Origin of the sequence: Candidatus Accumulibacter similis, from assembly GCA_013347225.1 — a bacterium.
Classification (GTDB): domain Bacteria; phylum Pseudomonadota; class Gammaproteobacteria; order Burkholderiales; family Rhodocyclaceae; genus Accumulibacter; species Accumulibacter similis.
On the sequence record CP054595.1, the window covers coordinates 3,478,841 to 3,500,922 of the forward strand.

At 61.3% G+C, this 22,082-nt stretch carries 16 protein-coding genes and 1 tRNA gene; 14 read left to right on the forward strand and 3 right to left on the reverse strand.

Annotated elements, in window-relative coordinates:
• Positions 1-368 precede the first annotated feature (368 nt).
• Entirely contained in the window at positions 369-2,936 is a 2,568-nt protein-coding gene (locus HT579_15185) for a hypothetical protein (GenBank protein ID QKS30149.1), read from the forward strand.
• A gap of 154 nt (positions 2,937-3,090) precedes the next feature.
• Positions 3,091-3,420, forward strand: coding sequence for a hypothetical protein (locus tag HT579_15190; protein QKS30150.1), 330 nt, complete (start codon positions 3,091-3,093; stop codon positions 3,418-3,420).
• Between the two features lie 35 nt (positions 3,421-3,455).
• Here HT579_15190 and HT579_15195 read toward each other — a convergent pair whose 3' ends face one another.
• A complete protein-coding gene (locus tag HT579_15195; GenBank protein QKS30151.1) occupies positions 3,456-3,620 on the reverse strand; it encodes a hypothetical protein in 165 nt (54 codons plus the stop codon).
• Between the two features lie 64 nt (positions 3,621-3,684).
• Here HT579_15195 and HT579_15200 point away from each other — a divergent pair, with 64 nt between their 5' ends.
• The 4 genes from HT579_15200 (at position 3,685) to HT579_15215 (ending at position 6,909) form a co-directional block, all read left to right on the forward strand.
• Positions 3,685-4,128, forward strand: coding sequence for a glycine zipper 2TM domain-containing protein (locus HT579_15200; GenBank protein ID QKS30152.1), 444 nt, complete (start codon positions 3,685-3,687; stop codon positions 4,126-4,128).
• A 71-nt stretch (positions 4,129-4,199) separates the two neighbouring features.
• The gene (locus HT579_15205) at positions 4,200-4,613 is read left to right on the forward strand and encodes a hypothetical protein (protein ID QKS30153.1); all 414 of its coding nucleotides are present in this window, start codon (positions 4,200-4,202) and stop codon (positions 4,611-4,613) included.
• 60 nt (positions 4,614-4,673) lie between these two features.
• Positions 4,674-4,747 (forward strand) — tRNA-Gly (locus HT579_15210).
• Between the two features lie 236 nt (positions 4,748-4,983).
• Positions 4,984-6,909, forward strand: a complete 1,926-nt coding sequence (locus HT579_15215; protein QKS30154.1) for a tyrosine-type recombinase/integrase — start codon at positions 4,984-4,986, stop codon at positions 6,907-6,909.
• Positions 6,910-6,963: 54 nt separating this feature from the next.
• On the opposite strand, the gene HT579_15220 is transcribed toward HT579_15215, so the two are convergent.
• Positions 6,964-7,605 carry a LysR family transcriptional regulator gene (locus HT579_15220; protein ID QKS30155.1) on the reverse strand — a complete coding sequence of 214 codons (642 nt, stop codon included), beginning with the start codon at positions 7,603-7,605 and terminating at the stop codon, positions 6,964-6,966.
• Between the two features lie 106 nt (positions 7,606-7,711).
• On the opposite strand from HT579_15220, the gene HT579_15225 reads away from it, so the two are divergent.
• Positions 7,712-8,005: a helix-turn-helix transcriptional regulator gene (locus HT579_15225; GenBank protein QKS30156.1), complete on the forward strand. Its 294-nt coding sequence runs from the start codon at positions 7,712-7,714 to the stop codon at positions 8,003-8,005.
• A 28-nt stretch (positions 8,006-8,033) separates the two neighbouring features.
• On the opposite strand, the gene HT579_15230 is transcribed toward HT579_15225, so the two are convergent.
• Positions 8,034-8,930 (reverse strand): LysR family transcriptional regulator, encoded by an 897-nt coding sequence (locus tag HT579_15230; protein QKS30157.1) that lies wholly within the window; start codon positions 8,928-8,930, stop codon positions 8,034-8,036.
• Positions 8,931-9,264: 334 nt separating this feature from the next.
• Between HT579_15230 and HT579_15235 the strand changes: the two genes are divergently transcribed.
• The 7 genes from HT579_15235 to HT579_15265 are packed head-to-tail and all read left to right on the forward strand — an operon-like array spanning position 9,265 to position 22,082.
• Entirely contained in the window at positions 9,265-10,179 is a 915-nt protein-coding gene (locus tag HT579_15235; GenBank protein QKS30158.1) for a WYL domain-containing protein, read from the forward strand.
• Between the two features lie 10 nt (positions 10,180-10,189).
• Positions 10,190-10,645: a BREX-3 system P-loop-containing protein BrxF gene (gene brxF, locus HT579_15240; protein QKS30159.1), complete on the forward strand. Its 456-nt coding sequence runs from the start codon at positions 10,190-10,192 to the stop codon at positions 10,643-10,645.
• Between the two features lie 49 nt (positions 10,646-10,694).
• Positions 10,695-14,423, forward strand: coding sequence for an ATP-binding protein (locus HT579_15245; GenBank protein ID QKS31658.1), 3,729 nt, complete (start codon positions 10,695-10,697; stop codon positions 14,421-14,423).
• 36 nt (positions 14,424-14,459) lie between these two features.
• Positions 14,460-15,830, forward strand: a complete 1,371-nt coding sequence (locus tag HT579_15250; GenBank protein QKS30160.1) for an SIR2 family protein — start codon at positions 14,460-14,462, stop codon at positions 15,828-15,830.
• A complete protein-coding gene (locus HT579_15255; GenBank protein ID QKS30161.1) occupies positions 15,827-17,956 on the forward strand; it encodes an ATP-binding protein in 2,130 nt (709 codons plus the stop codon). Before HT579_15250 ends, HT579_15255 begins: the two co-directional genes overlap by 4 nt.
• Positions 17,957-19,297 carry a hypothetical protein gene (locus HT579_15260; protein ID QKS30162.1) on the forward strand — a complete coding sequence of 447 codons (1,341 nt, stop codon included), beginning with the start codon at positions 17,957-17,959 and terminating at the stop codon, positions 19,295-19,297.
• On the forward strand, positions 19,290-22,082 hold the full coding sequence (locus HT579_15265) for a DNA methylase (protein ID QKS30163.1): 2,793 nt from the start codon (positions 19,290-19,292) through the stop codon (positions 22,080-22,082). Before HT579_15260 ends, HT579_15265 begins: the two co-directional genes overlap by 8 nt.

Sequence of the window (22,082 nt, forward strand, 5' to 3'; positions counted from 1 at the left end):
CAAACACCGGCGGCCTGGACTTGCCGCCGTCGCCCATCGGTGGTCGCGGACGACGCAACGGCGGCGCGGGTGAGCGGTGGCAGCCGCGACAACGACCCTGAGCGATGATCAGCGATTTCGACTCGGAAGGCGCGGCCGAGCGGCTGCAGCGCAAACGGATCGGCGCAATCAACGCATCGTCGCCGCGGCACTGTCCGAGCCGCTGTGATGGCTGCCCGCCGTCACCGGCGCCGGGGATGCCTGCGAGGACCTCAGCGTGCAACGCGGCTGCGGCGGGGCAGCCCGGGCGCACCTGCATTGACCGTCGTCACCGCCGGCGCGATACTTTCGGCCTGGCTTTCCCGCCCTTCGCCCTCGAGGACACAACGATGATGACGACGACACCCATGCCGGCGCCGCGCCGACTCGCCTGCCTGATCGCAACCGCCCTGCTTGGACCGCTGGGTTGTGCCGGCCAACAGCCGATGAGCCCTGGGATGCAGGTGATCGACGTCATCCCCGGAAGTGGCCCCGCGGTGACGCCGAACAGTGCGCCCGCGACCGCCGCCGGCGCCGCTGCAGACGCGGCCGGGCAGCCGCCGCTGGCCGACCCCTGGCCACGCCAGGTCGTGCTGGCCGGCACGACGGCACTGGTTTACCTGCCGCAGGTCGACGGCTGGCAGAACGGCACGCTCAACTTTCGCGCCGCCGTCGCGCTGCCGGGCAGTGGCACGGAGCAGCAGACTTTCGGCGTCATCTGGGGCAGCGCACGCACCGCCGTCGACCGCACGACGCGCAACGTCAGCCTCGAAGACCTGACACTGACGCGGGCGCGCTTTCCGACCCTCGCCGACAATGGCCTCGCCTACCTCGATCAACTGCGTCAAGCCCTGCCGGCAGCGATCGGCAGCATGTCGCTCGACCTGCTGCAGGGGCAGCTCGCCGCCTCGCAGACGGTGAAGCCGAAGAGCGTTGCGGTGAGCAACGAGCCGCCACGGGTGATCGTCAGCCAGAGCCCGGCAATCCTGGTGCCGATCGACGGCAGCCCGGTGATCCGGACGGTCGACGGTTCCCGTTTCGAGCGGGTGATCAACACGCAGGCGCTGATCGCCCGCCCGCGCCAAGGCAGCCCCTGGTACCTGCACGTCTACGACGGCTGGCTGGCTGCCGCGTCGCTCGACGGGCCGTGGCTGCCGGCCGGCGAGACACCGCGCGGTTTGGCGGACTTGGCGCAACAGCTCGCCGGCAAGGGCATCGTCGACCTGCTCGATGGCGGGCCGAAGGCCGACCCGAAACCATCGCTCGCCAGCGGCGCGCCGACCATCTACGTGACGCAGACGCCGGCCGAACTGATCGTCTTCAAGGGGCAACCGAACTTCGTTCCGATCACCGGCACCGGCCTGCTCTGGGCCGACAACACGACTGCCGATGTGCTTGTGAACACCGCCAACGACGACTATTACACCTTGCTTTCGGGCCGCTGGTATCGGGCGCCCTCGCTCAACGGCCCGTGGACCTTCGTCGCCGCCAACGCGCTGCCGGCGGATTTCGCACACATTCCGAAGGACGTTGCCGCCGGTGTCGTCCTCGCTTCGGTCGCCGGAACAGCGCAGGCGCAGGAGGCGCTGATCGCCAACTCGATCCCGCAGACGGCAGCCGTGCCGCTGCGCAACGGTCCGAGCTTCACGCCGTCCTTCGACGGCGCACCTCAGTGGCGGTCGATCTCCGGGACAGCGCTGCAGTACGTCGTCAATGCCGCGACACCGATCATCCAGGTCGGCCCGAACGCCTATTACGCGGTGCAGGCCGGCGTCTGGTTCACCGCCAGCAGGCTGACCGGGCCATGGACGGTCGCCAGCAGCGTCCCGGCCGCGATCTACGGCATTCCACCCAGCTCGCCACTGCATTACGTGACCTATGTCCAGGTCTATGGTGGCAGCGATGAACTCGTCTATGTCGGCTACACGCCGGGCTACCTGGGAACGGTCGTCGCCCCTGACGGCGTCGTTGTCTACGGTACCGGCTATACCTATGCGCCCTGGATCGGTTCCGTCTGGTACGCCACGCCGTACACCTGGGGGCTCGCTGCCGCACCGATCTACAACCCTTACATCGGCTTCGGCTTCGGTTTCGGCCTCGGCCTGGCCACCGCCGCCTGGGCCGCGCCCTACTGGGGTGGCGCCTACTACCATCCAGGCTATTGGGGCTATCCCTGCTGCGGCTCGGCCAGCGCCAACGTCTACGGTCACTGGGGCAACACCGTCTATTCCGGGACGCGCAGCTGGTACGCCAGCGCCGACGGTCGCGTCGGCACGGCAGCCGCCGGCACCTACGCCAATACGCGCACCGGAACCACCGGCTCCTATGCCGCGGGGCGCAGCTACAACCCCTACACTGGCCAGGCGACGCGCGGCTACGACCGTACCTTCGACACTGCTGGCGGCAGCAGCGGCAACATTGCCCGCGCCGGTTCCTACAACGCCGACACCGGCCAGCGCTCGTATGCCTCGAGTGCGACGGTCACCGGCCCGCAAGGCAGTTCGCTGTCGAGGACGGCAACGGCGACGGCGGGACCGCAGGGGGTCGATGCCCAGCACACGGTCAGCGCCTACGACGCCAAGACCGGTGAGAGCAGGAGCTACACCTCGAGCGGCCTCTTCGGCGACCACTATGCCGGTGCCGACGGCAACGTCTACCGCAGCGGCGATGGCGGGTGGCAGCAGCACGGTGCCGGCGGCTGGCAGTCGGCCAGCGGCGACACCGCGTGGGCGGACCGCGAGCAACAGGCGCGAAGCAGCTATCAAGGCGGCGGGGGCGGCGACCGTGCCGCCGGTGGCTGGGGTGGCGACGATAGCTGGGGCAACCGCTTTGGTGGCGGCAGCAGCTTCGGCAGCCGCTTCGGTGGCGGCGGCTTCGGAGGCGGCGGCTTTCGCGGTGGCTTTGGCGGCAGGCGCTAGCGGGCACCACGCTACCGCCGCAGAGTCAAGGTCGCTGGCGGCGACCGGCAAGCCGTCCCGGCCCACGTCCCAGTGACATCCCGGCCATGCGTCGGAATCAGCGTCGGACAACAGCGCCCGGCAAACGGCGCATGTTCTCAGCGCGGAGGATCGCATGCAGCGCGTACCATCAGGAATCTTCGTCCCTTCGGCTCTTGCCCTTGTTGTCGGCGGCTGCGCCAGTGAGCAGCAGATGCTTGCCAGCGAGCAGGACCAGGCGCTCCTGACCGCGGTACGCCGTGGCCAGTTCGAGATGTCCTGCCCGACGGCACGCGGCGTCGTACTCTCGGCCAACCTGCTGCAGCCCGTCCTCTGGAACGGCATCGAGCGCGCCGAGTACACCATCGGCGTCGAGGGCTGCGGCCAGAAGGCGACCTACGTCACGGTGTGCCCGTTGGGCTCGCCGGGCTGCGTCGCGGTCTCGGGCCGCAACCTGGCGCAATAGCCATGACCGAAGCACCGGAGCCGGGTCGGCGTCAATCACGGCAGCAGCAGCGCGCCGAGCAGGCGTGCGCAGCCTGGCCCACGACCACGGCCGGCGGTCGCCAGCAGAGCGGGAGCGGCGACCGTGTCGTCCGGCAGGTGTCCGCCGGCCTCGGCGCCGCCTGCAGCGAGCGGCAAAAAGCTCGGCAAAAAAGGTATCATTCGCCATCCGCAACGCAGCGATCGCCCGTCCTCTCCTGTTCAACGGTCTTGCAAGGAGTTCAGCATGTTCAAGCAACTTTCGTCCCACCTTTCAGCGTTTGTCTTTGCCCTTCTGCTGACCGCCTGTGCGGTGCCGGGCCAGCAGCCCGGAGAGGTGGAGATCCGCAGCGGGGTGATCGAGCAGATCAGCTTCGTCGAACTGCAGAGCACCCACCACCAGGGAGTCGGCGCAGTCGTTGGTGGTCTGGCCGGCCTTGGCATCGGCAGCCTGATCGGTGCCGGCACCGGACGTGACGTGGCAATGGTCGTGGGAACCATCGGCGGCGCAATCGCCGGCAACCAAATCCAGAAGAGATACGACCAGCCGGTGCAGGGGCAACAGATCATCGTCCGCACCAGCAACGGGGTTCTGGTTTCGGTGACCCAGCCAATGAACGCGTCCCTGTTCCAGGGTCAGCGCGTCTTCATCGAGGGCAGTGGCGAGGGCGCTCGCGTCGTCCCGCGCTGATCGGCGTTCAGCAAGCACAGGGCGTCTGTCGGCATCGCCGCCGACGCCCGCCCCCCGGAGCAGCAGACCGAATGCCGCATTCTTCGACCAGCCCCGCCCTGCCCCCTGGCGCCAGGCCGCGAGTTGCCCTGCCGGCGACGCTTCATGGCGCTGTTGTCGCGCTCTGCGCCGTCGTCATCGGCACTGCCTGCGCGCCCGACGCCTGGCGACCCGACAGCCGCTATGATGCCTTTCTCGACCGCGTGCAGGATCGCTGCGGCAACCTCGAGATCGGTGGCCGGCGCATCGGCGCCAACCTCATAGAGGGTCCAGATTCGTACTTTCTCGACCTCACCTCGCGCTACTTCCATCGCCAGATATCGCCGGAGAACTACGCCGGCGCGCTCGCTGGCTCGTTCGCCGGCGACCCCGGGTCGCCGGCGATCAGTTGCATCCTCAGCGTGCCGCGGGGCAGCGACCCGATGCCGCCGGCGCTGATGCAGTGATCCGCCGCCGCTCCTCAAGCGTTGTGCAAGGGCCGACAACCTCGTAGAATGGCGGCCTTCGCGGGCGTCGTATAATGGCAATACCCTAGCTTCCCAAGCTAGAGCCGAGGGTTCGATTCCCTTCGCCCGCTCCACTTCGACTTTCCAGGGACTTCCACCGAAATCCAAGGAGTGTTGTAAGTAGCTGATCCGGTTAAGGTTTATCCCCTTTCCTCGATCTAGTGACGTCCAGCGAAATCCACTGACAGCCGGTACAAAACGGTACAAAAAGTGGTACAAAATGCGGCGAGCCTTCGTTCCGCATTGTTGCTGGAGGAGCCAGGGCCCGGTAACGAACATGGCATCCAACTCGCTTTCAGGAGTTGGACACATGCTCACCGACATGACGGCCCGGCAGGCCAAGGCCACCGGCAAACCATACACCATCGCCGACTTCGATGGTCTCTACCTCCATGTCTCAGCCGTTGGCGGCAAGGCTTGGCACTTCCGCTACACCTGGATGGGGCAACGCGCCCGCATCTCCCTGGGGAGCTACCCTGAGCTGTCGCTGCGCGAGGCGCGGGAACTGCGCGACGAGGCGCGCTCTCTGGTCGCCAGGGGCATCAACCCGCGCACCGAGCGCAAGCAGAAGCGCCAGGCCATCAAGCTCGCCGGCGAGAACACGTTCATGGCGGTCTACGAGAAGTGGATGGAGCACCGGCAGCTCACGCTCGAAGAGGGCCGCCAGAGCTCGCTGGAGCAGATTCGCCGCGTCTTCAAGAAGGACGTCTTCCCCTACTTGAAGCGGCTGACCATCTACGAGGTCACCCGTCCACACCTGCTGGAGGTGATCGGCCGCATCGAGAAGCGCAACTCGCTGTCGGTGGCCGAAAAGGTGCGCACCTGGCTCAAGCAGTTGTTCGACTACGCGATGGTCGTCATCCCGGCCATGGAGGCCAATCCGGCCACCGACCTGCACGTGGTCGCGGTGCCGCTGCCGCCGGTCGAACACAATCCGTTCCTGCGCATGGCCGAGCTTCCCGTGTTCCTGCAGACCCTGCGCAAGTACCGCGGCATGCTGAAGACGCAACTGGCGATCCGCCTGCTGCTCCTGACGGGTGTCCGAACGGGGGAACTGCGCCTGGCCACGCCGGATCAATTCGATCTGGATCGTGGGCTGTGGATCATTCCGGTCATGTCGCTCAAGCAGCGCAAGATGCTCACCCGCAAGAAGCGCAAGCGCCCCACCGACATCCCGCCGTACATCGTCCCGTTGTCTGTCCAGGCGATGGAGGTCGTCCGCTACATGCTCGAGGACGTCAAGCCCGCGCAGAAGTACCTGTTCGCCGGCGTCAAACGCATCAGCGACCGCATGAGCGAGAACACGCTCAACGTTGCCCTTAAGCGCATGGGCTACGAGGACCGGCTGACCGGCCACGGCATCCGCGCGACGATCTCGACGGCCCTGAACGAACTGGGCTATCCGAAGGTCTGGGTGGACGCCCAGCTCTCGCACGCCGACCCCAACCGCATCAGCGCCACCTATAACCACGCGGAATACGTCGAGCAGCGCCGCGTCATGATGCAGGACTGGGCCGACCGCCTGGACCTCTTCGAGCAGAACCAGGTGCAGGTCGCCAGCATGCACCTGACCATCCACCTGCAGGGCCTGCCGACGATCGCCGGGCAGCAGACCACCCCGCTGCCGACACCTGGCCAGCACGCACCCATCTTGCTGGTGGCGCCCACCGAGCAGGGCATGCCGACGATTGCACCGGCGACGCAGCGCCTGTCGGCCGTGGAGATGCCCGAGTACGCGCAGCCAAAGTTCTCGGACCTGCAGCGCGAGCGCCTGAAGCTGCTGGAAATCTTCGAGGGACCGGACAACCTGGTGGTGGCCGACTACGCCAAGCTGGCCGGCAAGTCGCGCCGCTGGATCACCTACGAGATCCAGGCCGGCAACCTGCTGTCGATTCAACTGGGGAACAAGGGCCAACGTGTTCCGGTGTGGCAGCTCGATCCGCTCAAGCGCCAACTGGTCCAGGCCATCCTCAAGCAGACGCCCCGTGGAGTGGATACCTGGGACATCTATCACGCACTGCTGCGACCGCATGACGCTCTGGGGAGCAGGCCGCCCATCGAGGCGGTGACGCCCGAGAACATGAAGATCGCCGTGCTGGTGGTCGTGGAGCAGTGTTCGCAACGAGAGGAGTCACTGGCTCCGATGTCATACCCGATCGAGGTGCGGCAGAGCGTTCAGCAATTGGTGCAAAACGCAATCGCGGCTGATGCGGCGCTGCCTATGGTGAGCGACTGAAAGGCATGCTGTCGAACGGTGAACTACCGGGAAATATCTGCGGGGGTGCCGAGGTCAGGCGGCTTCGGTAGCCGCCACCTTCACCGCCCGTTCGGCAAACCGTTCGACAGCTCGTGCCGATCCGTGGGGCTTCCGTAGCAACTGGGTGCCGATGAGATAGGGGCCATTCGCCAGTGGGCGCATGGCGACACCCCAGCCGTGAGCCCGTGCGATCTGCGAGCGGGGCGCAATACCGACAGCAAAGCCTGCCGCCACCTGTACCGCCAAGAGATCAAAGGATGTGACCTCCTTGATAGGATGCATTTCAGATCCGAAGCGCGCAGTCACCTGCTGGCTCAGTCCGTCACATGCCCGCAGGCACCAATGAAGCAGCGGATAGCGGAGCAAGGCGTCCAGCGGAACTTCGGGGTACGCAAGCAACGGCGAGCGCAGCGGAACCGCCAAGGCCAGTTCGTCTGCCCAAAGCGGCTGTGCGTACATGGCGAAAACAGTTGTTGTGGCCGCCAGCGCTATACCGGCGTCGTAGGTGCCGTCCTCGATACCACGGATCAAATCCCTGGCGGCAACCTCCTGCGGCAGGATGATGGTCGCGGGCTCCTCTGCGCGTTGCAGGGCAAGCACACTCGCGAGCCGTGGCGACAGTGTGTCGGCCGACACGGCGAGCTTCAGAATCGGTGTTTGATCGGGAGCACTCAAGGGTGTCATTTCATCCTGGAAATCTGGGCACGCGGCCCCCTTGCCATGATAGCAAGAGTTAAATTTAACGTGGTTAGAAACATGGCGATATTCGACGCTCTTGCTAATGCAAAAGCGTACTGTCCAGCGAGGCCGCCCTGTCGGATCGACAACCTATGAACCTGAACCGGCCTTGGCCTTTGGCCAAGCAGTTCGTGCGGCCCGGATGGAACAGGGGATGGCTCAGGAAGAGCTGGCAGCCTCGGCAGAAATCGAGCGGTCCCACATGGGCAAGATCGAGCGCGGAGAACACATGCCCACGCTGGCGTTGATCCTCAGAATCGCCGTGGCGCTGAACAGGAGTGCCGCGGATCTGATCGCCGCGACGGAGAAAAACCTGCGCTCGGGACCGAGAACCTAGTCAGCGAAAAGGAACGGGGCATCGCTCATCACTCGTCTATCTGCTTGTGCAAACACGCGATAAATCGATCCAGTGATATGGCAGCAGGGGCGCCGGTGCCGCTTTCCGGTCGTAATAGGTAGGTCGTGTGAGTGACGTTTGGAGTCGCAAGGGGACGAATTGCGATGTCAGGGCGATTTGAAACCCTGATCTGTGCAGCATTCGCAAATCCAACGCCATAGCCGGCCGCGACCAATGTCAGCATCATTTCCATTGAGGCAACGTACTCGACATCGAGCTTGACCGCTGCATCTTGCACCATTTGCCCCACCTCGCAACCGCACTTTCCGAATACCCGGGGATCAGCCACTACGAGCGGATAATGTATCAAGTCCTCCAAAGGTATTTGCTTGTTAGCGAGCAGCGGATGCCGTGCCGCTACGACTACGACTACCGAGTCGACCCAGATCGGTTCGGCGATGATGCCATCCCCGACCTCGGCGGTATACGCAAACCCCAAATTGAAGCTCCCTGAACGGAGTCCGCGCAATTGCTCGGTCAGCGAGGCCTCGGTTAGACGTATCTCAACTGCCGGATATTCCTCGCGGCAGCGTGCGAGAAAGGTTGAGAGGCGGGGATCAATGCATCCACTGGGGACGGCAATGCGAAGAATGCCCAGGTAGCCTGACGAAACGGCCTTTACGTTCTCACGGGCAAGTTCCAGCGTCGAAAACACCCGACGCACATCCTGGAGGAAGACCTCGCCAGCCTGTGTCAGCCGTGTACCGCGCCGATCACGATCAAATAGCAGCACGCCAAGCTCATCTTCGAGTTCCTTGATGGCGCGGGACAGTGGGGACTGCTCGATATGCAATCGTTCAGCGGCACGAGTGAAGTGCAACTCCTCCGCGAGGACAACGAAGCAGCGAAGATGGCGCAATTCCAAGCCTTGCCCTCCCATGAGACGCCATTTCCTGGCAATAGCATCGTTTCTTACGCCCGATTTTGCGGGCGAAAGACTGGACTCATGTCCGCCACGACAACAGGGGCGCCCCCAATAACTTCCAGCGAGCGCGCCGGCATTGAGCACGTCACGCGCTTCTCAGCAACTGCCCCGGTTGTGAAAGTCCGCGTAGCCCCTCTCGTCGCCGCGCCATGGTGGTTATCACGAGGCGACGTGTTTTATATCAAAAACGCATCATAGACAGATTTTAGGGCGGACCATATACTTTCCGCAATAACCCGTATAAGCATTCGCTAACCCGAACGAGCCAGCCAGGATGTCGAACGAACAGCTTGCAGATCTAACCCAGCCACAACGCGATCGGCTCGCGTTCGTGGAGTTGCGCGTGCGCTTCATCGGGGAGATACGTCGCCACGACTTGGTTACGCGGTTTGGCATCCAGTCCGCCGCTGCATCCAGGGATCTGGCGCTGTACAAGGACTTGGCGCCCGGCAACATTGACTACGACCCCAAGGGCAAGTCCTACGTCCTCGGGCCGGATTTCCGGCCCGTCTTCGACTTCCCACCGGAGCGGGTTCTGTCGTGGCTGACCCAAGGCTTTGGCGATGGTGAGCCGATGCGGCTCAAGGCGTGGGTGGCCAGCGAGAGCCCGTCACGGCTCACGCACCCGGATCTGGATGTGCTGGCGAGCGTGACCCGGGCGATCCACCAGGAGTGTCCGCTCGGCATCGAGTACCACTCCATCTCCAGTGGCCGCACCGAGCGGGAGATCGTCCCGTTCGCGCTGATCGACAACGGTCTGCGCTGGCACGTCCGCGCCTTCGACCGGAAGTCGCAGGAGTTCCGGGATTTCGTCATCACCCGGATCAAGCGCCCGGTGGTGCACAAGGGGCAGCCAGTGGCACCCCACGAGATGAGCGATCAAGACATTCAGTGGACCCGGATCGTCGAGCTGGAGCTGGTGCCGCACCCAGACCAGCCCCGGCCGGAGATCACCGAGATGGACTACAGCATGCAGGGTGGCGTGCTTCGGATGAAACTGCGGGCAGCTGCCGCCGGTTACATCCTTCGCCAATGGAGTGTGGACTGCACGCCCGACCACAGCTTGCGCGGGCACGAGTACCGGTTGTGGCTGAAGGACCCCCTTGCCATCTACGGTGTGCGCAATGCCGTGCTGGCGCCGGGTTACCGCTCCCCCGATCAACAGCGGCTTGAAGCCGAGTCGGACTGAGGGGATGCGCATGCTCGCAAAACTCGAACGACTCATCGGCGAAATCGGCGACCTCAACAGCAAGTTGATCCTGCTGGTCGGTCCCAGCCGCAGTGGCAAAACCCAACTGCTCCGCCAGCTCGGCGCCAAGCTCAACATCGATCCGCTCAACGTGGGCCTGGAGCTCGGGCGCCGGTTGGCCGCCACGCCAAACAATAAGCGTGGCTTCTCCGCCGGTGAACTGCTGCGGGAAATCGCGGACAAGGAACGAACCGAGGACCCGCTGCTGCTCGACAACCTCGAGTTGCTGTTCGAGCCGGGCCTGCAGATCAACCCGCTTGACCTCGTCAGGCGGCTGGCTCACTCCAAGCGCGTCGTGGCCGTCTGGCCTGGTGAGCTGCGCGGTGATCGCTTGGTGTACGCCGAGATGAGCCATCCAGAACATCGTGACTACAGCCGGGACGGCGTGGTCGTACTCGAAATTTGACCGAATTTACGGAAACTGCGGGGGAAGGTAGAACCATATGGCCAAGAACATGAAATACGGAGATCTGATCCAGTTCGAGCAGATCGAGTCAGTCATTCAGCTGCTCGATGCCGGGCGCCCGGACGAGGCCAAGAAGCTCGTCGCGACCTATGTCATCTCGGACGACATGGCTGAGCGGATCTCCAAGCTCATGGTTCCCCAGCTCAGTTTCGACGACTCGGTCGATCACAAGGGTGTGCTGATCGTCGGCAATTACGGCACCGGTAAATCGCACTTGATGTCGGTGCTGTCGTTGGTGGCTGAAGACGCCGCTTACGCGCCGATGATCCGCCACCCGAAAGTGGCCGAGGCGGTTGCCCCGATCGCTGGCCGCTTCAAGGTGCTGCGCATTGAGGTGGGCGGGCTGCAGATGCCGCTGCGCCAGATCATCACCCTGCAGCTTGAGCGATTCCTCGAAAAGATCGGCGTCGACTACACGTTCCCGACCGCCGACAAGGAACTCAACAACAAGGACTCCTTCGAGGAGATGATGGCTGCGTTCGGCGAGAAATTTTCGGACCAGGGTGTGCTGCTTGTTGTCGACGAGTTCCTGGAGTACCTGCAGTCCCGTCGCGACCACGAGCTGGTGCAGGATCTGGCCATCCTGCGTCAGATCGGCGAGGTCACCAAGCACCTGAAGTTCCGCTTCGTGGCCGGTGTGCAGGAGGCTATCTTCGACAGCGTGCGCTTCCAGCACGTGGCCGACAGCATGCGGCGGGTCAACGAGCGCTTCACCCAGATCCTGATCGACCGCCAGGACGTCAGCTTCGTCGTCTCCGCGCGCCTGCTCAAGAAGACTGCCGACCAGCAGAACAAGATCCGCGAGTACCTCACGCCGTTCGCCAAGTTCTACGGCTCCATGAACGAGCGTATGGACGAGTACGTCCGGCTGTTCCCGGTTCACCCGGACTACCTGAAGACCTTCGAGCAGATCCACTTCACCGAAAAGCGCGGCGCGCTCAAGACCATCGAAGCCGCCATGCTGGCCATCCTCGACCAGGACGTGCCTGCCGACAAGCCGCTGTTCATCAGCTACGAGAGTTTCTGGAACACCATCAAGACCAACTCGGTCTTGCGCGCCGACCCCAACATCAAGGAAGTGATGCGCGTCTCCGAAGTACTGGAGTCGCGGGTCCAGCAAGCCTTCACGCGCCCGGCCTACAAGGCAATGGCGCTGCGCGTCATCAACGCGCTGGCCGTCCACCGTCTGACCACGGGCGGCGACATCCATGTGCCCATTGGCCCCACGGCTGCCGAGCTGCGCGACGCCATGTGTCTGTTCCAGCCGGGCGTGGAGGACATGCCGGGCGATCCGGCCGAGAACCTGCTGTCGATGGTCCAGACCGTCATGCGGGAAGTGCTGAAGACCGTCAACGGCCAGTTCATCTCCAAGGCGCCGGACACCGAGCAGTACTACCTCGACCTCAAGAAGGACATCGACTACGACGCGCAGATCGAAAAGCGCGCCGAAGCCCTATCCGACGACGCACTGGACCGTGCCTACTACAGCGCCGTCAAGGCGCTGATGGAGTGCAGCGACGACCTGCGTTATCCCGGCTTCCAGATCTGGCAGTACCAGCTCGAATGGCAGGAGCGCCGTGTCGAACGCATGGGCTACCTGTTCTTCGGGGCGCCGAATGATCGGCCCACGGCGCAGCCCGAGCGCGACTTCTACGTCTACTTCATCCAGCCCTTCGACAAACCGAAGTTCGCCGACAACAACCTGTCGGACGAGGTGTTCTTCCGCCTCACCGGGCTGGACGACGATCTCAAGCGGCACCTGTCGTCCTACGCGGCGGCGCTCGATCTGGCATCCACCGCCAGTGGCGGCGCCAAGGCCATCTACCTCTCCAAGGCGCAAGACTTCCTGCGCGCCATGAGCAAGTGGCTGCAGGAAAAGCAGATGACCGCCTTCGAGGTCACCTACCAGGGCAAGAAGAAGAACCTGCAGGAGTGGGCCAAAGGCGTGTCGCTGCGTGACCGGGCGCGGCTTGGCGCGGACGAGCGCATCAACTTCCGCGACGTGGTGAACGTCATTTCGGGACTGGTACTGGGCCAGCGCTTCGTCGATCTCTCGCCGGAATACCCCACCTTCTCGGTGCTGGTCACCGAGGCCAACCGCAAGCAACTGATCGGCAACGCGCTGCGCGCACTGGCCGGCGGTACTCGCACCAAGGATGCGCTCGCCGTGCTCGATGCGCTGGAGTTGCTCGATGGCGACCGCGTCGATCCGGCCAACTCACGCTACGCGCAGGAAGTGCTGAACCGGCTCAAGGCCAAGGGCCACGGCCAGGTGCTCAACCGCAGCGAACTGCTGTCGGGCACCTCGGACGTCGAGTATTTCGCGCCCATCAAGTACCGGCTGGAGCCCGATCTGCTGGTCACCGTGCTGGGTGGGTTGGTCTATTCCGGCGACATCGTGCTGTCGATCACCGGCGACAAGATCGACTCTGGCAAGCTGGCGCAACTGGCTGAACGCTCCATTGACGAGCTCAAGCAGTTCAAGCACGTTGAAGCGCCCAAGGAGATCAACCTCGCGGTACTGCGTGCCTTGTTCGAGTTGTTCGACCTGCCGTCCGGCCTGGCCCAGAAGGCCAGCCAGGGCGACACCGAACCGGTCATCAAACTGCAGGAGAAAGTCAGTGGGCTGGTGCCGCGTGTGCTCAAAGCTGGCTCCGACCTGCAGCAAGGTAAGCTCGGCTTCTGGGGCCAGAACCTGCTGCGCGAAGAAGAAGCCAAAGACTGGCACGCACGGCTCGATTCGCTGAAGAAGTTCACCGAGTCGCTGGCGCCGTACAACACCGTCGGGAAGCTCAAGAACCTGCGCGTCACGCAGGAAGACCTCGACAGCCAGAAGAAGAATCTGGAGATCCTGGCCGCCGTCGAGCGTCTGCTCGAACTGGTGGTGGAACTGGGCAGCACAGCGTCCTACCTCTCGCAGGCCGAAATGGTGCTGCCCGCTGATCACCCGTGGGTGAAACAAGCCGAGGCCGCCCGCAAGGCGCTACAGGAAAAGCTCAGCCAGGACCGCACCGCCGAGCACGCCGCAGAATACCGGCAGACGCTCAACCAGCTCAAAAAGGACTACATCACCGCCTACATCGCCAGCCACAGCAAGGCGCGGCTCGGCGTGGCCGAGGACAAGACCCGAAACGCGCTGCGCAAGGACGATCGCCTGCTGGCGTTGCGCGTGCTGGCCGGTGTGTCGCTAATGCCCACCAGCCAGCTCACTGCCTTCGAGGAGTCGCTCAACGGCCTGAAGAGCTGTTCCTCGCTGGATGAGCCAACCCTGGTCACGGCGGCCGTTTGCCCCCACTGCCAGTTCCGCCCCTCTGCCGAGCAGCTGGAGCTGATCCCGGCGGCCAACCGCCTGCACAAGCTGGACGACGATCTGGACCAGTTGGTGACCAACTGGCAGCAAACGCTGCTGGAGAACCTGGAAGACCCGTTCACGCAGGACAGCCTGGGTCTGCTGCCGCCTGCGTCCAAAAAGCTGATCGACGCCTTCCTGACCTCACGCAAGCTGTCAGACCCGATGACCGCCGAGTTCGCCAATGCCGTTCAGGAAGCATTGTCGGGGCTGGAGAAGATCGCGGTCAGGGGCGACGAGATCAAGCAGGCGCTACTTCAAGGCGGCTCGCCGGCCATGCCAGACGATCTGCGCAAGCGCTTCGACGCCTTTCTGAACGAACGTTGCAAGGGCAAGGACTCAACCAAGCTGCGCTTCGTGATCGAGTGATGCCATGACTCTGCAAACGAACAGGGAGCTACTGCCATGAGCAACACGCTAAAAGTCAGGGACGACCACGCCCCTGTCTGCTTCGAAGCAAGCGCCGAGGATGTCGACAAGTTCAAGCTTTGCGAAGGCGCAGAAGCCTCCTGGCTAACCCAGAGCCAAACTTTCGGCATCAAGGAGTTGCGTAGCCGTGTTGAACCTTGGCTGACCGCCTTATTCCAGTCGGAGCATCTTTCGCTGCTTGCTGGCTCAGGATTGACCCATGCCGTACACCATCTGGCGACAGGCAAGCCAGCGGCTGGAATGGGCGAAGCAACCCTGACTAGCTACAAGGATGAAATCGAGAAAGCAGCGAAAGAAGCCGCCCAAAAATCAGGGCGAGAAGCAGGTAATCTGGAAGACCAGCTTCGCGTCGCCACCGAATTGCTGCGAGGGCTAGAGATACTGGGCAATTCAGCAGAAGCTGAAACGCTGCTGACTGAGCTGACCAGCACGCTGGAAGCATTCTCCAAGTCCATCCTCGAAAGCGAAGCTGGTATTGCCAGGGCAGGTGAAGACAAGCGTGAACAAGCGCTCAATGTGCTTGTCACCTTCCTGATGAGCTTCGCCAGCCGCACCGGCGTGCGCGACCGGCTGAACATCTTCACCACCAACTACGACCGACTGATCGAAGCTGGGGCCGAACTGGCCGGGCTGCATCTGCTGGACCGCTTCCTCGGCAACCTCATGCCGATCTTTCGCTCGTCGCGGCTGGATCTGGACATGCACTACAACCCGCCCGGCATTCGCGGCGAACCGCGCTACCTGGAGGGAGTAGCCCGCTTTACCAAGCTGCACGGCTCGGTGGATTGGGTGCAGGCCGATAGGGACATCCGCCGCATCGGGCTGCCCTTCGGCGCCGGTGATGTCGCGCCTTATCTGCAAGCGCCTGGCCTCAACGGCGCCAGTGCTCACAAGTTGATGATCTACCCCAATGCCGCCAAGGATCGGGAGACTTCGGATCACCCCTATGTGGAACTGTTCCGAGACCTCGCCGCCGCCGTGTGCCGCCCTAACAGCACGCTGATTACCTATGGCTACAGCTTTGGCGACGAGCACATTAACCGCGTCATCCGCGACATGCTCACGGTTCCGTCCACCCATCTGGTGGTGATTGCCTATGACGATCCGCTCGGCCGCATCATGCAAAGCTACCAGGAGCTGGGGCGCCCTTCGCAGATCAGCCTGCTGATCGGCCCCGCGCTGGCAGATTTACAAACCCTGACCGAAAGCTTCCTGCCCAAGGCCGCTATCGACAAAACCACCTTCCGCATGAGCGAACTGCTCAAGCAGCGTTTCGGCACCGAAGCCCATCCAGGCCCGGCAGCAGCGAAACCTGGTAGTGATTTTGACGGGGCAGACCTGGTATGAGCTTCTCGCCCCTGGCCTACGCCGACTCACTGCGCATCGGCAGCATTGACTTTGTCTCTCCTGACGAAATCAAGGTGCTGCTGGATATTGAGGCGCCCGACAACCTCGCCATGAATACCGGCACACCACGGCCGTTCCCGCGTATCAACGGTTATGTCCTCGTGCCTAGTGATGCAGGCTATCTGGTCGCACAGGTGGAGTGGATCACCATCGAGCGATCTCAGTACCCCAAGCGCAAGGGCATGCAGGATTTCGGCCTGGTCGATTTGCCCTATCCGCTGCGCAAGATGAGCCTCAACCCGCTGGGCGGCCTGGCGTTCGAGGGTCAGAGTGCTGGAAAGGAGCGCTACTCCTTCCGGCGTGGTGTGGAAACCTACCCAACAGTGGGTGACCCCGTTCTGTTGCCGACCCAATCACAACTACGCGCCATCGTTGAATCGGGCGAAAACCGCAGAGTGAAAATCGGCATCAGTCCGCTGGCCGCCAATGCGGAAGTCAAAATCGACCCTGATCGCCTGTTCGGTCGTCATCTGGCCGTGCTGGGCAACACCGGTAGTGGCAAATCCTGTTCGGTCGCCGGTTTGATCCGCTGGTCGATGGAAGCAGCCCGAAAAGAACGTGGCGGAGCAGACCCCAATGCCCGCTTCATTGTGCTCGACCCCAACGGCGAATACGCCAAGGCATTTGATGGTTTGGGGAAAGTGCGAGTGTTCGCGGTCGAGCCGAAACCAGAAAGCGGCATCAAGCAGCTTCAGGTGCCACTCTGGTTCTGGAACAGTGCCGAGTGGAGTGCATTTACTCAGGCCAGCGCCAAGGCGCAACGGCCGACATTGATTCAGGCACTGCGCGCCGTGCGCGACGGTGCAGTGGAAGCCGCCGGTACGCCAAGCCACGACATGCGCCGTTTCTTGCGCACGCTGGTCAGCGTGATTCAGATCGAGCGCGCTGCCGGACGACCCTGGGCTAATTTTCCGCATCCAAAAAACTTCTTCGAAAAAACCAGGAAGTGGCAGGAAGGGTTGGGTAACGATGTCTCATTCACTGCGGATGAGAATGCGGCGCTAGGCGCAGTACGAGACAAGATTGCCGCGTTTGCCGACGCGCGCTCAGGCCAGTATCCAAACTACGACTTCACTGCACCAGAGATTGACGAATTTTTAGGCATGGCTAAAGCCGCCCACGCCGCCTTTGGCGGCAGTGACACCGACGTCTTGCCCATCGATGCGGACGTACCCCGCGCCTTTACCGGCGACCAGCTGCTGCGCAGTGTTGAAGCCAATGCAGAACTGCTAGGCGTCTCGGAATACGTCGAAACAATGCTCATGCGCATTCGAACGATTCTGTCCGATAGCCGCATGAAAACCATCACCGGTAATACCGATGGTGTGACGCTGCATCACTGGCTAGCCAACACCATCGGCGATGACCAAGCGTCCAACGGCACGGTAACCGTCATCGACCTATCGTTGGTGCCCGCTGAAGTGGTGCATATCGTCACCGCCGTTATTGCCCGTATGACGCTGGAAGCCATGCAGCGCTACCGCAAGCTCAACCACGGTAAAACGCTGCCTACCGTTCTGGTGATGGAAGAAGCACACACATTTATCAAACGCTACCAGGACGATGCTGAGAACCAGAATTCAGCCGCCATTTGTTGTCAGGTATTCGAGAAAATCGCCCGCGAAGGGCGCAAGTTCGGACTGGGTTTGGTGCTGTCATCCCAGCGCCCCAGCGAGTTGTCGCCCACGGTACTTTCGCAATGCAACAGCTACCTGCTGCACCGCATCAGCAATGACCGTGACCAGGAATTGGTGCACAAGCTGGTTCCTGACAACCTGCGTGGTCTGCTGCGCGATCTTCCCTCGCTACCCTCACGCCACGCCATCCTACTGGGCTGGGCCTCTGAGTTACCAGTGCTGGTGCAGATGAATGCCTTGCCTGAAGGCCAACGGCCAAAATCCGACGACCCGGACTTTTGGGCGGTATGGTCGGGTAAGAAGGAGAACGAAATAGGCGAGATAGAAGCTGTCGAGCGCACCGTGGATTGGAAGGCGATTGCAGAAGACTGGCAACAATTGGCACCTGTTCCAGACGATGATGCTGCGGACGAAGGCGGAGCCTCCTAGATGGCCAAAGCAAGCGGCTTTGCCGTCCTCCTTCCCAAAGATCGGATGACATCATTCCTCGAATGCGTCGAGGAAGGGCTACCGTTTGCCGAGCCTGTGGCCGACTTCCAGCACAGCCGAAACGTGCCACTCGTCTGCTTCATCGTCAGCGCGCGCAAGATTGCCCACATTGGATTAGGGCGACGAGGCACACGCGCCGGTACTGGGCTCAGACGGCTGAACATCGATCGTGTGGAAAAGCTCTCCGCGCCTTTATCGGTTCAGCGAATCATCAATTGCTTGCCAAAGCGCAATGCTGCATCCGTGCGGAAGCGTTTCAACTCTGGTGGTTTGCTGACAGATAAAGGTTTTGCCGCAGTCATAGAGACCATTCGGCAACTTGCACCCCAGGCCAGCACATTGCTCGACCGATTCAGCCGCATACGAGCAGCGCGCATCCAACGGCTTTCCCCGAAGGCGAAAGACAACCTGGCGCAACAGAAAGAAGCCTTACTCACGGCGCTGTCAATTGCAGGGTTGAGCCGTGAGCCAGTTCAAGAGTGGTCACCGCCAGAAGGAACACCGGTGTCCTTCCTCGACGGGTTGCCCAGCGCCCGGCTACGTGAAGACCAGATGGTCATCAATGACCTGATGAAAATCCCAGGCTTCACCCTAATTCAAGACCAAGTGAGCGTTACCGGCGCCGCAGTATTTGTCTCCGAAGCGACGTCTGAGCGCCTCACCGTCATTCTTGCCAACCGGCTTCCCTTGGAAGAGCAGTCAGGCACCGATCTCATTTATTTCAACGAGACGTTTCATAGCTTTGTCATGGTTCAGTACAAGGCGATGGAAAAGGGCACAGACGAGCAGGTGGGTTATCGCCCGTCCAACGACAGGAATCTTGTCAAAGAGATCGCTCGTATGGACGCATTGCTGGCAAGCATACAGGCTTGTGCGCCCAATAGGTCGCACGATGGCTATCGCCTCACGGATAACCCGTTTTTCTTGAAGCTTTGCTCCCGGCTTGTTTTCAACCCGGACGATATCGGGTTGGTATCTGGCATGTATCTACCACTCGATTACTGGAAGCTTCTCGTCCAGAGTCCTCGTGTCCAAGGGCCACGCGGTGGACTTCGCGTGACATTCGAAAACGCAGGCCGGCATTTCGACAACTCATCGTTCACGACAATCGTTTCCAAAGCTTGGGTTGGCACCACACCGAGCCAGTCAGATGTTTTGAGAGAAGCAATTCGTCAGACCATTGAGACCGGCAAAGCCGTGGCTATCGCGGTAAAACCCAAAAAAACTGATGCCGCCAATGTTGAGCGGATCAACCTTAGCGAGATCGCACCTGATGAATGACTTATTCCAGAACCACGCGGCCAAGTCCGGCCCGGTTGAATGCCTCGGGCAGACGTTCCCGAGTGATGAGGTTCGCCGCGAGCATTACCTGAAGCTGCTTGCCGAGAAGCTCAAAGATCCTGAGTTCCGGAAGATCGAAGGTTTTCCTATTGGGTCGGACGAAGACATCCTGGCGCTTTCTGACCCGCCGTACTACACGGCGTGTCCAAACCCATTCATCGAGGAGTTCGTCAGGCATTGCGGCAAGAGCTACGACTCATCGGTTTCATACAGTAAAGAACCCTTCGCCGCCGATGTCAGTGAAGGGAAGAACGACCCGATTTACAACGCACATAGCTATCACACGAAGGTGCCGCATAAAGCAATCATGCGGTACATCCTGCACTACACGCAGCCTGGCGATGTGGTCTTTGATGGATTTTGCGGCACTGGAATGACCGGCGTCGCTGCTCAGCTTTGTGGTGATAGGTCGGTCGTTACGTCACTTGGCTACCGGGTTGAAGCAGATGGAACGATCCTGGAACCACGCCAAGAGGATGGAAGAACTACTTGGAAGGCGTTTTCGAAAGTCGGTGCGCGGCACGCGGTATTGAATGATCTGTCTACAGCGGCAACTTTCATTGCGTACAACTACAACACCCAAGTCGACTCGCTCGATTTCGACGCGCAAGCTAAACGAGTTCTAGGGGAGGTCGAAAAGAACCTCGGATGGATGTACGAGACCACACATACGGATGGCGTGGCCAAGGGCCGAATCAATTACACGGTTTGGTCAGATGTTTTCACCTGTCCCGAGTGCGCGGGCGACGTAGTCTTTTGGGATGCGGCAGTTGATCAGGTGGGGAAGCAGATCCTTGATGAATTCAAGTGTCCGCATTGTTCTGCACAGATCACCAAGCGGAGCTTGGACCGTGCGTGGACGACTCTATTCGATGAGTCGATCAAGCAGACGGTTCGTCAGGCAAAACAGGTTCCGGTGCTAATCAACTACAGCGTTGGTAAGTCCCGATTCGAGAAGACGCCAGATGAGTTTGATCTTCAACTAGTCGAAAAGATTGCCTCGAAGCCAGTCAGTGATTGGCATCCTTCAGAACGAATGATGGAGGGTGGTGAATCGCGTAGGAATGACCCGATAGGAATGACGCACGTCCATCATTTCTTTACGCAAAGAAATCTTCACGTCATTTCAAGGCTAATGCGCCAGGTGACTGACGAAGCCGCATCGCCCCTCTTGAAGTTAGCGTTGCTTGATTGTTTTTCTGTGCTGACGCGGATGTCGCGCTTTCGCGCTCCAGCATGGTTCGACAGGTCTACGGGCCCTATGAAGGGTTGGACCGCTGGAACTCTGTACGTGCCTTCGCTCCAGGGCGAGCAAAACGTATTCAACGCTTTTGCCGAGAAGGTCGAAATGATTCGACGCGCCTACAAAGCGGCGCTAAAAAGTCAGTGCGTTACTACCAGCCATAACGCATCGATAACTATGCCAGCGAACAGTGCTGACTATGTCTTTTTCGATCCGCCGTTCGGAGCGAACATCAACTATTCAGAGCTGAATTTTCTGTGGGAGTCTTGGCTGAAAGTAATAACTAACAAGAAGCCAGAGGCGATAGAGAGTAAGGCGCACAAAAAAAGTCTCGATGACTACAGACATCTGATGACCGCCTGCTTCGCAGAAGCCTATCGGATTCTAAAACCTGGGCATTGGATGACCATCGAGTTTTCCAACACGCAGGCGTCAGTGTGGAACGCGATTCAGATCGCTCTGCAGGAGGCAGGATTTGTTGTCGCCAATGTTTCTGCTCTAGACAAAAAACAAGGAAGTTTTAAGGCGGTCACTACAACAACGGCTGTGAAGCAAGACCTCGTCATTTCAGCCTACAAGCCAAATGGTGGCCTTGAGGATCGCTTCGCCAAAGCCGGCGGCAGTGAGGATTCAGTGTGGGATTTCGTGCGAACGCACCTGAGCTATCTGCCAACCGTCAAGGTCAAGGCAGGCGATCTTGAGTTTATTGCTGAGCGCGATCCTCGGATCATATTTGATCGCATGGTGGCATGGTTTGTGCGGCACAACTTCCCGGTTCCAATGTCCACCCACGAATTCCAGGCTGGTCTTACCCAGCGCTTTGCGGATCGCGATGGAATGGTGTTCTTGGCGGATCAGGTTGCCGAGTACGACAGGAAGCGAGCTCAGGTTGCACAAGCCCCACAAATGGAGATGTTTGTTTCTGACGAGCGAAGCGCAATTGACTGGCTAACGGACTTCTTGAAGCGACGCCCGTCAACCTATCAAGAGGTCCACACCGATTTCATCAGCCAGCTCGGGGCAGGTTGGAAGAAGCACGAATCTAAGCCGGAACTCGCCGCCTTGCTTGAAGACAATTTCATTCAGTACGACGGCACGGGTGAGGTTCCGAGCCAGATTCATAGCTATCTCTCGACCAACCACAAGGATCTGCGCGGTTTGGAGAAGAACAGCCCAGCCCTTGTGGCCAAGGCCAAGGATCGCTGGTACGTGCCCGACCCGAACAAGGCGCAGGACCTCGAGAAGAAGCGCGAGAAGGCGCTGCTCAAGGAGTTTGACCACTATCGAGCATTCACGGGTCGCCGTCTGAAGGAATTCCGCCTGGAAGCGCTGCGCGCTGGCTTCAGAGCTGCATGGGGCAATAAGGACTATCAGACGATCATCGACATCGCGAAGATGGTGCCCGACGAGGCACTGCAAGAGGACGAGAAGCTTCTCACCCTCTATGACCTCGCGTTGACCCGTACCGAAGACGGGGTCTGA

Excerpts from the sequence above, each read along its gene's own strand:
- HT579_15185 (QKS30149.1), top strand. The coding sequence starts at position 369 with ATGATGACGACGACACCCATGCCGGCGCCGCGCCGACTCGCCTGCCTG.
- HT579_15190 (QKS30150.1), top strand. The coding sequence starts at position 3,091 with ATGCAGCGCGTACCATCAGGAATCTTCGTCCCTTCGGCTCTTGCCCTT.
- HT579_15195 (QKS30151.1), bottom strand. The coding sequence starts at position 3,620 with ATGATACCTTTTTTGCCGAGCTTTTTGCCGCTCGCTGCAGGCGGCGCC.
- HT579_15200 (QKS30152.1), top strand. The coding sequence starts at position 3,685 with ATGTTCAAGCAACTTTCGTCCCACCTTTCAGCGTTTGTCTTTGCCCTT.
- HT579_15205 (QKS30153.1), top strand. The coding sequence starts at position 4,200 with ATGCCGCATTCTTCGACCAGCCCCGCCCTGCCCCCTGGCGCCAGGCCG.
- HT579_15215 (QKS30154.1), top strand. The coding sequence starts at position 4,984 with ATGCTCACCGACATGACGGCCCGGCAGGCCAAGGCCACCGGCAAACCA.
- HT579_15225 (QKS30156.1), top strand. The coding sequence starts at position 7,712 with ATGCAAAAGCGTACTGTCCAGCGAGGCCGCCCTGTCGGATCGACAACC.
- HT579_15235 (QKS30158.1), top strand. The coding sequence starts at position 9,265 with ATGTCGAACGAACAGCTTGCAGATCTAACCCAGCCACAACGCGATCGG.
- brxF (QKS30159.1), top strand. The coding sequence starts at position 10,190 with ATGCTCGCAAAACTCGAACGACTCATCGGCGAAATCGGCGACCTCAAC.
- HT579_15245 (QKS31658.1), top strand. The coding sequence starts at position 10,695 with ATGAAATACGGAGATCTGATCCAGTTCGAGCAGATCGAGTCAGTCATT.
- HT579_15250 (QKS30160.1), top strand. The coding sequence starts at position 14,460 with ATGAGCAACACGCTAAAAGTCAGGGACGACCACGCCCCTGTCTGCTTC.
- HT579_15255 (QKS30161.1), top strand. The coding sequence starts at position 15,827 with ATGAGCTTCTCGCCCCTGGCCTACGCCGACTCACTGCGCATCGGCAGC.
- HT579_15260 (QKS30162.1), top strand. The coding sequence starts at position 17,957 with ATGGCCAAAGCAAGCGGCTTTGCCGTCCTCCTTCCCAAAGATCGGATG.
- HT579_15265 (QKS30163.1), top strand. The coding sequence starts at position 19,290 with ATGAATGACTTATTCCAGAACCACGCGGCCAAGTCCGGCCCGGTTGAA.